Annotated in this window: 8 protein-coding genes; 2 read left to right on the top strand and 6 right to left on the bottom strand. The window is 54.9% G+C overall.

All coding sequences use genetic code 11. The features are described from left to right. Positions 1-116: 116 nt before the first annotated feature. The 5 genes from narI to I6L74_RS20270 form a co-directional block, all read right to left on the bottom strand. A complete protein-coding gene (gene narI / locus I6L74_RS20250) occupies positions 117-794 on the bottom strand; it encodes a respiratory nitrate reductase subunit gamma (RefSeq protein WP_059179800.1) in 678 nt (225 codons plus the stop codon). After that, the gene (gene narJ / locus I6L74_RS20255) at positions 794-1,504 is read right to left on the bottom strand and encodes a nitrate reductase molybdenum cofactor assembly chaperone (protein ID WP_059179799.1); all 711 of its coding nucleotides are present in this window, start codon (positions 1,502-1,504) and stop codon (positions 794-796) included. Before narJ ends, narI begins: the two co-directional genes overlap by 1 nt. Then, positions 1,501-3,036, bottom strand: coding sequence for a nitrate reductase subunit beta (gene narH, locus I6L74_RS20260; protein ID WP_059179798.1), 1,536 nt, complete (start codon positions 3,034-3,036; stop codon positions 1,501-1,503). The genes narJ and narH overlap by 4 nt, the downstream gene beginning before the upstream one ends. After that, on the bottom strand, positions 3,033-6,776 hold the full coding sequence (locus I6L74_RS20265) for a nitrate reductase subunit alpha (RefSeq protein ID WP_059179797.1): 3,744 nt from the start codon (positions 6,774-6,776) through the stop codon (positions 3,033-3,035). The genes narH and I6L74_RS20265 overlap by 4 nt, the downstream gene beginning before the upstream one ends. A gap of 382 nt (positions 6,777-7,158) precedes the next feature. After that, a complete protein-coding gene (locus I6L74_RS20270) occupies positions 7,159-8,556 on the bottom strand; it encodes a NarK family nitrate/nitrite MFS transporter (protein ID WP_059179796.1) in 1,398 nt (465 codons plus the stop codon). 310 nt (positions 8,557-8,866) lie between these two features. Between I6L74_RS20270 and narX the strand changes: the two genes are divergently transcribed. Together narX and narL are read left to right on the top strand one after the other, a co-directional pair. Beyond that, a complete protein-coding gene (gene narX, locus I6L74_RS20275) occupies positions 8,867-10,663 on the top strand; it encodes a nitrate/nitrite two-component system sensor histidine kinase NarX (RefSeq protein WP_059179795.1) in 1,797 nt (598 codons plus the stop codon). After that, entirely contained in the window at positions 10,656-11,306 is a 651-nt protein-coding gene (gene narL, locus I6L74_RS20280) for a two-component system response regulator NarL (protein ID WP_012017701.1), read from the top strand. Before narX ends, narL begins: the two co-directional genes overlap by 8 nt. Positions 11,307-11,308: 2 nt before the next feature. Here the strand turns inward: narL and I6L74_RS20285 are convergent, their stop codons facing one another. Then, entirely contained in the window at positions 11,309-12,715 is a 1,407-nt protein-coding gene (locus tag I6L74_RS20285) for a YchO/YchP family invasin (protein WP_059179794.1), read from the bottom strand. Positions 12,716-13,120 lie beyond the last annotated feature (405 nt).

Here is a 13,120-nt window from a genome sequence, read left to right on the forward strand (position 1 = left end):
TGAGAAACTTCGATTAAGGTTCGATTCGAGCGCAGCGAGAAAGCGTTTTGCTAACGTCCAGGCATAAAAAAACCCCGCCGAAGCAGGGTTTGTTCTTCTACACATTTACAGAATGATTAGCGACGCGCGCGCACAATCTGATATTTACGTGTCAGATATTCGACCGGCACACTCCAGATGTGAACCAGGCGTGAGAACGGGAACAACACGAACAGCGTCATACCCAGCACCAGGTGCATGCGGAAAATAAACGCCACGCCGTCGAGGTGTGCGGATGCGCCACCGTGGAAGGTCACGACAGACTGCGCCCAGCCAACCAGTTTCATCATTTCACTGCCGTCCATATGTTGTGCAGAGAACGGAATGGTCAGCAGACCCAACGTACACTGGATAACCAGCACCGACATCACCAGAATATCTGCCGCGGTCGTCGTCGCGCGAATGCGAGGACTAAAGAGGCGGCGTTTCAGCAGCAGCAGGCCGCCAACCAGGCACATCAAGCCCGCAGCACCGCCGCCGAACATTGCCATCTTCTGTTTCACTTCCAGCGGCAGCCATGCTTCATACATCCAGTGTGGCGTCAGCATCCCAAAGGCATGACCGGCGATCACGCCGAGAATACCAATGTGGAACAGATTGGACGCCAGGTTCATCCCTTTGCGATCCAGCATCTGACTGGAGCCCGCGCGCCAGGTATATTGACCGTAGTCGTAACGCAGCCAGCTCCCGACCAGAAACACCGTACCCGCGATATACGGATAGATATCGAAGAAGAACATATTCAGGAATTGCATTATTGCTGTCCTCCGTTAGAGATATTCAAATATTGCGGGGCAACAGCTCCGGCAAAACGGCGCTGATGATTCGAGATTTCCGACTCACCGCAATTCTGGTCAGCAAAGAATTTCACCTGCTCTTCTTCCCATACTGCATCCAGGGCCTGAGGGGTATCATCGCGCGCTTCATCCGCGATTTTCTCCGCCACTTTTTCGCTGTCGATAGCCGTATTAGCCAGTTTTACCAGCAGATCAAACAGCACCGCATAGCGACTTTCACGCTGTTGCAGGCGCGCGCTGAGCAACGCCAGAATCGGGGCGATATCCTGTAAACCGCCCAGCGCCTCTGCCTGCGGCAACTGCGCCAGATATTCCAGATACAGCGGCAGATGGTCCGGCAGTTCGCGACTGTCGATCTGCAGACCATGCTCCTCATACTGGGCCATCAGATCAACCATTGCCTGACCACGGTCGCGGGATTCACCGTGAACATGCTCGAACAACAGCAGCGACGTGGCGCGGCCACGATCGAACAGCTGACTGTAATCAGACTGCGCATCGAGAAGATCCTGCGCGAGCAAATCGCGCAGGAAAACGCCCAGGTTCTGGGCATCCTCTTTATCCAGGGTTTCCGATGACGCGAGTGCATCAAAGAGTTCCTGCTGATGCTCCTGCAGGGCTGCATCAGGGTACTCAAGCAGACGCGAAACAATGACGAGTTCAATCATTGGTGCGGCTCCGTTTTGCTGGTCACATCCATCGCATCAATACGACGGCTGTTGAACAGGTTGAATTTGGTGTCTGAACCGTGGCAACCGTCGCCGAAGGTAAATCCACAGCCGCTTTTTTCCGGGAAGGCTTCACGCGCCAGCTCACGGTGACTGCTCGGGACCACGAAACGATCTTCGTAGTTAGCAATCGCCAGATAGCGGTACATTTCCTGCGCCTGTGCTTCGCTCAGACCCACCTCTTCCAGCGCGCTGGTATCAATCACGCCATCCACCGTTTCGGCACGTTTGAAGTGACGCATCGCCAGCATGCGTTTCAGCGCCAACAGTACCGGCTGGGTATCGCCTGCCGTCAGCAGATTGGCGAGGTATTGCACCGGAATACGCAGGCTTTCAACATCCGGCAGGATCCCGTTGCTCCCCAGTTCACCCGCATCAGCCGCAGACTGAATCGGAGACAAAGGCGGCACATACCAGACCATCGGCAGCGTGCGATACTCAGGGTGCAATGGCAGAGCCAGCTTCCAGTCCATCGCCATTTTGTACACCGGCGATTTCTGCGCCGCGTCGATCACACTTTGCGGAATACCGTCTTCCAGCGCCTGAGCGATCACTTTCGGATCGTTCGGATCGAGGAACACGTCCAGTTGGCGCTGATACAGATCTTTTTCATGCTCGGTGCTTGCCGCGTTCTCAATCGCGTCTGCGTCATACAGCAGCACGCCAAGGTAACGAATACGGCCCACGCAGCTTTCTGAGCAAACGGTCGGCATACCCGCTTCGATACGCGGATAGCAGAAAATGCACTTCTCAGATTTGCCGCTCTTCCAGTTGAAATAGATTTTTTTGTACGGGCAGCCGGTGATGCACATACGCCAACCGCGGCATTTGTCCTGGTCGATCAGCACGATGCCATCTTCTTCACGCTTATAGATAGCGCCGCTCGGGCACGTCGCCACACACGCCGGGTTCAGGCAGTGTTCGCACAGACGCGGCAGATACATCATGAAGGTGTTTTCGAACTGGCCGTACATCGCCTTCTGCATGTTTTCGAAGTTCTGATCTTTCGACAGCTTTTCAAACTCGCCGCCCAGATCGTCTTCCCAGTTTGGGCCTTTTTCGATCTTCGCCATACGCTGGCCGGTGATCAGCGAGCGCGGACGGGCAATCGGCTGATGCTTGCCTTCTGCGGCGTTATGCAGATTCTGGTAGTCAAAATCAAACGGTTCGTAGTAATCATCGATGCCCGGCAGATGCGGGTTGGCGAAGATTTTACCCAGCAGCAGCGCTTTGTTACCCATGCGCGGCACCAGTTTGCCGTTGATTTTGCGGATCCAGCCGCCCTTCCATTTTTCCTGGTTTTCCCAGTCGGTCGGGTAGCCTGTACCCGGTTTGGTCTCAACGTTGTTGAACCAGGCGTACTCCGTCCCTTCGCGGCTGGTCCAGACGTTTTTACAGGTGACTGAGCAGGTATGACAGCCGATGCATTTATCGAGGTTCAGCACCATGCCGACTTGTGAACGAATTTTCATTTTACGCTCTCCTGTACCTGGTCATTACCTTCACCGTCTAACCAGTCAATATTTTTCATTTTACGCACCACTACAAACTCATCGCGATTCGAGCCGACGGTGCCGTAGTAGTTAAAGCTGTACGCCAACTGCGCATAGCCGCCGATCATATGGGTCGGTTTAGGCGTGATACGCGTTACCGAGTTATGAATGCCGCCGCGCTGCTGGGTAATTTCAGAACCTGGCAGGTTCACGATACGTTCCTGGGCGTGATACATCATGGTCATCCCGGCCGGCACACGCTGGCTGACAACAGCACGCGCGGTCAACGCACCGTTGCTGTTGAACACTTCGATCCAGTCGTTATCCACAATCCCCAGTTCTTTCGCGTCCACGTCGCTCATCCACACAATCGGACCACCACGCCCCAGCGTCAGCATCAACAGGTTGTCGCTGTACGTGGAGTGAATGCCCCATTTCTGGTGCGGCGTCAGGAAGTTCAGCGCTTTTTCCGGATAACCGTTGGATTTCGCGCCCATGACTGCAGCTACCGAACGGGTGTCAATCGGCGGACGGTAAACCAGCAGGCTTTCACCAAAGTCGCGCATCCACTGATGATCCTGATACAGCGACTGACGGCCCGTCAGGGTACGCCATGGGATCAGTTCGTGAACGTTGGTATAACCGGCGTTATAGGACACATGCTCATCTTCCAGGCCTGACCACGTCGGGCTGGAGATGATTTTGCGCGGTTGCGCCTGGATATCGCGGAAGCGAATTTTCTCGTCTTCTTTATTCAGCGCCAGATGGGTATGGTCACGACCGGTAAACTCACTCAATGCAGCCCAGGCTTTCACCGCCACCTGGCCGTTTGTTTCAGGTGCCAGCGTCAGGATCATTTCTGCTGCATCAATCGCCGTGTTCAGCATCGGCTGACCTTTGGCTGGGCCGTCCGCTTTGGTGTAATTGAGTTTACGCAGCAGATCCATTTCAGTCTGGGTATTCCAGGCGATCCCTTTCCCGCCGTTACCGATCTTATCCATCAGCGGACCGATGGAGGTAAAGCGTTCGTAGGTCGCCGGATAATCACGTTCAACCGGAATAATGTGCGGTGCAGTTTTGCCAGGAATCAGGTCGCATTCACCTTTTTTCCAGTCCTTAACGTCGAGCGGCTGCGCCAGTTCGGCGGCAGAATCGTGCTGGATGGGCAGCGTCACAACATCTGTTTCCACGCCCAGATGGCCGACACACACTTCAGAGAATTTCTTCGCGATATCTTTATAGATATCCCAGTCACTTTTCGAATCCCATGCCGGGTCAACTGCGGCAGACAACGGGTGAATAAACGGATGCATATCCGAGGTATTCATGTCGTCTTTCTCATACCAGGTCGCGGTTGGCAGCACGATATCGGAGTACAGGCAGGTACTGGATAGACGGAAGTCCAGCGTCACCACCAGATCCAGCTTGCCGTCGAGACCATTGTCTTTCCACTCGACTTCTTCTGGCTTCACGCCGCCCTGTTTACCGAGGTCTTTGCCCTGAATACCGTGATCGGTACCGAGCAGATACTTCAGCATGTACTCATGGCCTTTACCGGACGATCCCAGCAGGTTCGAGCGCCAGATGAACAGGTTACGCGGATGGTTTTTACCGTTTTCTGGCTCTTCAGCCGCAAAACGAATCGAGCCGTCCTTCAGCGATTTGACGGTGTAATCCACCGGCGACATGCCCGCTTTTTTCGCTTCTTCCGCAATGCGCAGCGGGTTAGTTCCCAGCTGTGGCGCAGACGGCAGCCAGCCCATGCGTTCGGCACGCACGTTAAAGTCGATCAGATGACCGGTGTAGCGCGATTTATCCGCCATCGGCGACAGCAGTTCCTGCGCTGTGACGGTTTCGTAACGCCACTGGCTGGAGTGGTTATAGAAGTACGAGGTGCTGTTCATGTGGCGCGCCGGACGCTGCCAGTCAAGGCCAAACGCCAGGGGCTGCCAGCCGGTCTGCGGACGCAGTTTTTCCTGGCCTACATAGTGCGCCCAGCCGCCGCCGCTCTGACCGATACAGCCGCAGAACACCAGCATATTGATCAGACCGCGATAGTTCATATCGAGGTGATACCAGTGGTTCAGACCGGCACCCACAATAATCATTGAGCGGCCGTGAGTCTTATCGGCGTTTTCGGCAAACTCACGCGCGATGCGGGTGATCTGCGTGCGTGGAACACCGGTGATCTGCTCAGCCCATGCCGGGGTGTACGCTTTGATTTCGTCGTAGCTGGTTGCACAGTTTTCATCGTTCAGACCGCGCTCCAGGCCATAGTTGGCCAGGGTCAGATCGTAAACGGTGGTGACCAGCGCAGTCGAGCCATCGGCCAGTTGCAGACGCTTAACCGGCAGTTTGTGCAGCAGGATATTTTCCAGCGCCACTTTGTTGAAATGTTCGGTTCCGTCGCCACCAAAGTATGGGAAGCCCACTTCAGCGATATCATCCTGGCTACCCAGCATGCTCAGACGCAGATCGGTCTCTTCATCGGTGGTCGCGTTGCGTTGCTCCAGGTTCCACTTCCCTTTTTCACCCCAACGGAAACCGATAGAACCATTCGGGGCCACTAAATCGCCATCGTTGTTACAGGCGACCGTTTTCCATTCCGGGTTGTTTTGCTGGCCCAGCGCATCCACCAGATCGGCAGCGCGCAGCATACGACCGGCGGCATAGTAGCCGTCGCGCTCTTCGAGCATCACCAGCATTGGCATGTCGGTATAGCGACGCACGTAGTCGGTAAAGTACTGGCTTGGGTTATCGAGGTGGAACTCACGCAGCATGACGTGGCCCATCGCCAGCGCCATGGCGGAATCGGTGCCCTGTTTTGGTGCCAGCCACAGATCGCAAAGCTTGGCGATCTCAGCATAGTCAGGCGTAATGGCGACGGTTTTGGTGCCTTTGTAACGGACTTCGGTAAAGAAGTGCGCGTCAGGCGTACGGGTTTGCGGAACGTTTGAACCCCAGGCAAGGATGTAGCTGGAGTTGTACCAGTCAGCCGATTCAGGAACGTCCGTCTGTTCGCCCCAGGTCTGTGGAGACGCTGGCGGCAAGTCGCAGTACCAGTCGTAGAAGCTCAGACAGGTCCCGCCAATAAGGGACAGATAACGTGCGCCGGAGGCGTAGGACACCATCGACATCGCCGGGATTGGCGAGAAACCTGCCACGCGGTCCGGACCGTAAGTTTTGACGGTATAGACGTTAGAGGCGGCAATCAGCTCGTTCACTTCCTGCCAGGATGAACGGACAAAGCCGCCGCGACCGCGTGCTTGCTTGAAGCTTTTCGCTTTATCGGCGTCTTCGATAATAGAGGCCCAGGCATCCACCGGATCGCTGTGCTGAATTTTTGCTTCACGCCACATTTTCATCAGGCGTTTACGCATCAATGGGTATTTCAGGCGGTTAGCGCTGTACAGATACCAGGAATAGCTTGCGCCGCGAGGACAACCGCGCGGTTCGTGGTTTGGCATATCCGGACGCGTACGCGGATAGTCGGTCTGCTGCATTTCCCAGGTCACTAAGCCATTCTTGACGAAGATCTTCCAGCTACAGGAACCGGTGCAGTTTACACCGTGTGTAGAACGAACGACTTTGTCATGCTGCCAACGTTGACGGTATCCATCTTCCCAGTCCCGGTTTGTCTCCAGAACCTGGCCGTGCCCATCGGCAAACGTTTCGCCCTTCTGTTTGAAGTAGCGAAACCGGTCCAAAAATTTGCTCATCGGGTATCTCCTGTGTGGAGCCTGTGGCTCTCTAAATCGACATTGCTGATTTGCAGCGAAGGTAACGCCATGAAAGATGACGGGAATTGATAACGATCAAGGCGGACGGGGTTACTCACCCGCAGCGTTTTCCGCTATACCCCTAAAGCGGTATAAAATTTGATATTTTATTTATTTGATTTATAAGGTTTTTTATTATTTGCCGCACAAACAGAACGGATTTATTTAACATCTTAGGTATTAAGGAGTAGGCGTTTCTGCAAAGCGATGGCGATCACAGTGTTACATGAGGCTAAGCAGTAAAACCTCGAACAGTATGTTGTAACTAAAAAGCGCACAAAAAAGAGCGCGGCACTGTGGCCGCGCAAACGGATAATCAAACTTACTTATTTTTCTTAGTATTACGGCCGTATACCAGCCACGTAATGACGACGCAGGCGATATAGAATACGAGGAACACTTTCATCGCGCCGGCAGGAGAACCGGTCAAATCGAGAGAGATACCAAAGGCTTTCGGGATAAAGAAGCCACCGATCGCGCCGATTGCAGAGATGAAGCCCAGCGCAGCCGCCGTGTCCGTTGCAGATTCGCGCATCGCTTGCTCTTCATTGCCACCCTGCGCTTTCACACGCTCCATTGTCATCTTACGGAAAATCACCGAAATCATCTGGAAGGTCGAGGCACTGCCCAGACCGGCCGTCAGGAACAGCACCATAAACACGGCGAAGAACGCGCCAAAATTACCGCCCTGCCCGTGGGTTGGCAGCGTCAGGAACAGCAGTCCGCAGAAAATAGCCATCAACACAAAGTTAACCAGCGTAACGCGCGTCCCGCCCAGACGGTCGGAAATCATCCCACCGGTTGAACGTGCCAGGGCGCCAATGAACGGGCCGAAGAACGCGTAATGCAGGATCTGTACATCCGGGAACTGGGTTTTCGACAGCATGGCGAAACCGGCAGAGAAGCCGATAAACGATCCGAACGTTGCCAGATAGAGCAGCGCCATAATCCACAGATGCGCGCGCTTCAGTACCGGCAACTGTTCGCTCAGAGAGGCTTTAGACGCGGACAGGTCGTTCATGAAGAACCACGCCAGCAGGGTCAATACCACCAGGAACGGTACCCAGATCCAGGCCGCATTCTGCAGATACAGCATTGAACCGTCCGGTTGTTCCGCACCGCCGCCGCCAAATACCGCGAAGATCGAGACAGAGATCGCCAATGGCGCAATCAGCTGCATAACGCTGACGCCCATGTTACCCATGCCGCCGTTAATACCGAGTGCACCACCCTGCTTCGCCTTCGGGAAGAAGAAGCTGATATTCGCCATACTGGACGCGAAGTTAGCCCCCGCAAAACCGCACAACAGCGCGATGGTCACGAAAACGCTAAACGGTGTAGAGGTGTCCTGCACCGCAAAACCGAGCCACACGCAAGGAATAATCATGATGCCGGTGCTGAATGCCGTCCAGCGACGGCCACCAAACAGCGGCACCATAAACGCGTAAGGCACACGCAGCAGCGCACCCGACAACGCAGGCAACGCCGTCAGCATAAACAGCTGATCGGTCGTAAATTTAAAACCGACTTTAGGTAAGTTCACCGCCACGGCACTAAACAGCATCCACACGCAAAACGCCAACAACAAACACGGAACAGAAATCCACAGATTACGACTTGCTATACGTTGCCCGCGCTGTTGCCAGAACACCGGATCTTCCGGACGCCAATCGCTAATAACAGCACCAGTATCCCTTTCGGGGGCGGATGAGTGACTCATAGACACCTCTGATTATCAAAATGATGCTGCAAACTGTAGGGTTTTAAGCAGGCGGTAAGTTGATATAAATCAAAGGAAAAGGGGGCAGATTAGCGCGCGAAAAATCGTCATTACCCTAAGTGAGTAGGGTTTTTCGATAAAAAAGGTGTGGTTTTTCACGGTGCTGACGACGTAAGTTCACCGCCTCCCCCCGACGATTACCCACATGGCAATTTAGGAGTAATCCCTTGTTGGTATGGGTATACTCCAGGGTATACACCAGAATAGCGCCATTCCTGGAGGCAGGCAAAATCCGGAGCAAGGCAAGCCCATGTTAAAACGACTCTTCTCCCCGCTGACGCTGGTTAATCAGTTGGCCCTCATCGTATTGCTGTCCACCGCTGTGGGTGTGACGGGCATGGCGATCTCTGGCTGGCTGGTGCAGGGCGTACAGGGTAGCGCCCATGCCATCAACGAGGCAGGATCGCTGCGTATGCAGAGTTATCGCCTGCTGGCGGCCGTCCCGCTTACGCCGGTAGACAAACCCCTGCTGGACGACATGGAACGCACCGCATTCAGCCCGGAACTGGTGATCGCCGCGCGGCGTGATGGTCAGCAGGCCCAGTTGAAGGCATTGCAGGGTTACTGGCATAGCCAACTGGAGCCCGGCCTTAAGCAGGCAAAAAGCGCGGAAACCGTTGCCGATGACGTCGCCCGTTTTGTCGCCCGAATCGACACGCTGGTTTCCTCCTTCGATTCCTCCACCGAAATGCGCATTGAACGCGTCGTGATGGTCCACCGGGCAATGGCTATTTTTATGGCTCTTCTGCTCATTTTCACCATCGTCTGGCTGCGTGCGCGTTTGCTGTATCCATGGCAACAACTGCTGGCCGTCGCGCGGGCCGTCACGGAAAGAGATTTTACCCAGCGCGCACACATTAGCGGACGCAACGAAATGGCCATGCTGGGTCAGGCGCTTAACACTATGTCTGGGGAACTGGCCGAAAGCTACGCGGTGCTGGAAAAGCGCGTACAGGAAAAAACGGCGGGTCTGGAGCAAAAGAACGAAATTCTCTCTTTCCTGTGGCAGGCAAACCGCCGTCTGCATTCGCAAATCCCGCTTTGTGAACGCCTTTCGCCAGTGCTCAACGGCCTGCAAAGTCTCACGCTTTTGCATGATATCGAACTGCGGGTCTATGACGTTGAAGACGAAGAAAATCACCAGGAATTCACCTGCCAGTCCGATATGTCCTGCGATGACAAAGGCTGTCATCTCTGTCCGCGCGGTTTACCGCCGCTCCCCAGTAGCGGTACAACGCTGAAATGGCGTCTCACTGACAGCCACACTCAGTACGGTATCCTGCTGGCAACGCTCCCGACGGGTCGTCATTTGAACCACGATCAGCAACAGCTGGTCGACACGCTGGTCGAACAGCTCACCGCGACCCTGGCGCTCGACAGACACCAGGAAAAACAACAGCAGCTGATCGTGATGGAAGAGCGCGCCACCATCGCCCGCGAGCTTCACGATTCGATCGCGCAATCGCTCTCCTGCATGAAAATGCAGGTCAGCTGTCTGCAAATGCAGGATGACGGACTGCCCGAGAGCAGTAAGCAGCTGCTGGGCCAGATCCGCAACGAGCTGAATACCTCATGGGTGCAGCTTCGCGAGCTGTTAACGACCTTCCGCCTGCAGCTCACGGAACCCGGGCTACGGCCTGCGCTGGAGTCGAGTTGCGATGAATTCAGTGCCCGGCTGGGCTTCCCGGTGAAGCTGGATTATCAGCTCCCCCCGCGTTTTGTGCCCTCTCATCAGGCCATACATTTGCTGCAAATCGCCCGTGAGGCATTGAGCAATACGCTCAAGCACGCCAGCGCGACGGCAGTAACCGTGACCGTAAGTCACCACAATAATCAGGTGAAACTTACCGTCCAGGATAACGGCTGCGGCGTGCCGGAAAACGCTGAGAGAAGCAACCACTATGGTTTAATTATTATGCGAGACCGAGCGCAAAGCCTGCGCGGAGATTGCCGGGTTCGCCGGGGTGAGTCTGGCGGCACTGAAGTAGTGGTGACATTTATACCCGAAAAGCCTCTAACCACTTATCCAGGAGAAAATTATGTCTAATCAGGAACCGGCAACCATTCTGTTAATCGACGATCATCCGATGCTGCGCACCGGCGTAAGACAACTTGTCAGCATGGCGGAAGATATTACCGTTGTGGGTGAAGCCAGCAACGGTGAACAGGGTATTGAACTTGCCGAATCTCTCGATCCTGATTTGATCCTGCTTGATCTCAATATGCCTGGCATGAACGGTCTGGAAACGCTGGATAAATTGCGTGAAAAATCGCTGTCCGGGCGGATCGTGGTGTTTAGCGTATCCAACCATGAAGAAGACGTGGTGACCGCGCTGAAACGCGGGGCCGATGGCTATCTGCTCAAAGATATGGAACCGGAAGATTTACTCAAAGCCCTGCAACAGGCGGCAGCGGGTGAAATGGTACTGAGCGAAGCGCTAACGCCCGTCCTCGCCGCCAGCCTGCGCGCCAACCGCGCCACATCTGACCGCGACGTCACGCAGTTAACCCCGCGCGAGCGCGATATTCTGAAGCTGATCGCTCAGGGCTTGCCGAACAAAATGATCGCCCGCCGTCTGGATATCACCGAAAGCACGGTGAAAGTGCATGTGAAGCATATGCTCAAGAAAATGAAGCTAAAATCACGCGTCGAAGCGGCAGTGTGGGTACATCAGGATCGTATCTTTTAATCTCACTCATTTGGCAGCAGCTGATAGCCGCCATCGTCATCTGGCAACGCCACCAGCGGTTGCGACAGAGAGAGCGTGATCTCATTGGAAGAGACACGCTGCCCATCTTTATCTTCTACGACGACGGACAGTTTCCAGCGGTTAGTCGCCCCTTCGCTCGCATCCCAGGCGGGCATAATCACGCTCCATCCCTCATCGCTATTCACATTCGCAGGCGAGGTCAAACTCAGCGCGTGCGTATCGCCCTGCCAGTGAAGCTGGCGCACCCCGTGGGTACTGCGGACCTGCAATTTCAGGACCACCGTTTCCCCCGGCGTTAAATCCCACGGCGGCGTGGCCAGATAGACCGACAGCGTTTTACGCTGGCGGAACTCCATCACCGGCAGACTGGTGCGCTCCACCGGATCGTAACGACTCCCGCGCAGCGAACGGGTTGCTGCCACCTCATCCGACGACAGCTGCTTTTTCAGCGGGACGCCAAAGCGATAGTTGAGCTTCATGCCCAGATTATTTTGGCTCACCCCGCTTTCGCCCTGCTTATGCGCGGCGGAAAACGTCAGCAAAGGCACCGGCGTATAATCGAGACCCAAATTAACCGCCATCGGATTGTGGTACCCCGTTCCGCTACGAAACAGGTCGACGTTATCGCCAAAATATTGCTCAAAACTCACGCTGGTATTCAAATGATGAAAATAAGGCAGCCAGGCTTTGGCCGTCACGTCATATCCGCGCGCCATGCGCTGCTCCTGGAGATCCGAGCTGTCACGCCAGCTGGCAAACGGCTGATAATAATTTGCCGACAGGCGCAGGTTTTCACCCCAGGCTTCCGCCCCAAGCCCGGCTCTTTGCAGATTCTCATCCAGCAGATTGTCGTAAAACGTGTTGTAGCCGAGCAGCCATTTTCCTGCCACCCAGCGCTGGCCAATCCCGGCGTTACTTACCAGACCGTCCGTTTGCTGCGTAAGGCCCAGCTGGCTCCAGCTCAGATAGCGATTATTATCCTGCCAGGGGATAAACCACCTGCCGCTGCTGCCGTTAAATTTGCCCTCTTCGTCGACCAGTAAATCGACGCTGGCGTTCCCCCAGGGCGAAAGCCAGGATTCAATCTGCTCATTCACTTCGCCGCTGACCGCATCACGCACTTTGCCAAACGCAAACTGACGCGCCTGCTCGCTGGTCGTCAGGCCGTTGTCGGTCATGCTCGCTTCACCGAATGCTTTCGCCATTTCGGCAAGATGCTTTTCGCTTTCGCCAGTCGGTTTAGCGAGCCCGAGATCTGGCAGGCTATCGCCGTTGTTATCAAACGGATTTTGCGCCTGTTGCATAAAGGAATTTGGCGCACCGAAAACGGCTCCGGCCGTGACAAGGAGGAGGAAGAGAAGATTTTGAACGCGGAAAACAGCAACCATCAAATTATAAATGTGATCCAGATCTCATGTGTGACCAGTTTACACCATAACGTGGTTTGGCAAAGTTTGCAGCTTTAAGGGGAATTTCCGGATTATCCTGAAGCGCCTGGCTGCGTGAGCAGGAAGTATGATTAATCGGCGTGCCCGCTGTGGCGCTGAATAACCCCTCGCCCCTTCAAGGAGTGGGCCAATTTAGAGCAAGATATGGCTCAGTTATTTGTTCCGGTCACCTCACTTTTTTGCCGGTCTATAACCACCCCACACGTGAACGTGTTTAAGAGGCCAACGCCGCCCCCTTACACTCCCGGCTCCCGGCAAGAAAATCGCCGCTTCACGGTACTCTCCGCTTTTCCGTCAGGCGTTCGGGTCGGGCACGATTCTGCATCCTTGCAGGCCGCACCCTCT

The organism is Lelliottia amnigena (assembly GCF_019047465.1).
Taxonomy (GTDB): domain Bacteria; phylum Pseudomonadota; class Gammaproteobacteria; order Enterobacterales; family Enterobacteriaceae; genus Enterobacter; species Enterobacter amnigenus.

Bases quoted from the DNA above. Each gene is read 5' to 3' on its own strand.
- I6L74_RS20270 (WP_059179796.1), bottom strand. From the start codon at position 8,556: ATGAGTCACTCATCCGCCCCCGAAAGGGATACTGGTGCTGTTATTAGC.
- narH (WP_059179798.1), bottom strand. From the start codon at position 3,036: ATGAAAATTCGTTCACAAGTCGGCATGGTGCTGAACCTCGATAAATGC.
- I6L74_RS20285 (WP_059179794.1), bottom strand. From the start codon at position 12,715: ATGGTTGCTGTTTTCCGCGTTCAAAATCTTCTCTTCCTCCTCCTTGTC.
- I6L74_RS20265 (WP_059179797.1), bottom strand. From the start codon at position 6,776: ATGAGCAAATTTTTGGACCGGTTTCGCTACTTCAAACAGAAGGGCGAA.
- narI (WP_059179800.1), bottom strand. From the start codon at position 794: ATGCAATTCCTGAATATGTTCTTCTTCGATATCTATCCGTATATCGCG.
- narL (WP_012017701.1), top strand. From the start codon at position 10,656: ATGTCTAATCAGGAACCGGCAACCATTCTGTTAATCGACGATCATCCG.
- narJ (WP_059179799.1), bottom strand. From the start codon at position 1,504: ATGATTGAACTCGTCATTGTTTCGCGTCTGCTTGAGTACCCTGATGCA.
- narX (WP_059179795.1), top strand. From the start codon at position 8,867: ATGTTAAAACGACTCTTCTCCCCGCTGACGCTGGTTAATCAGTTGGCC.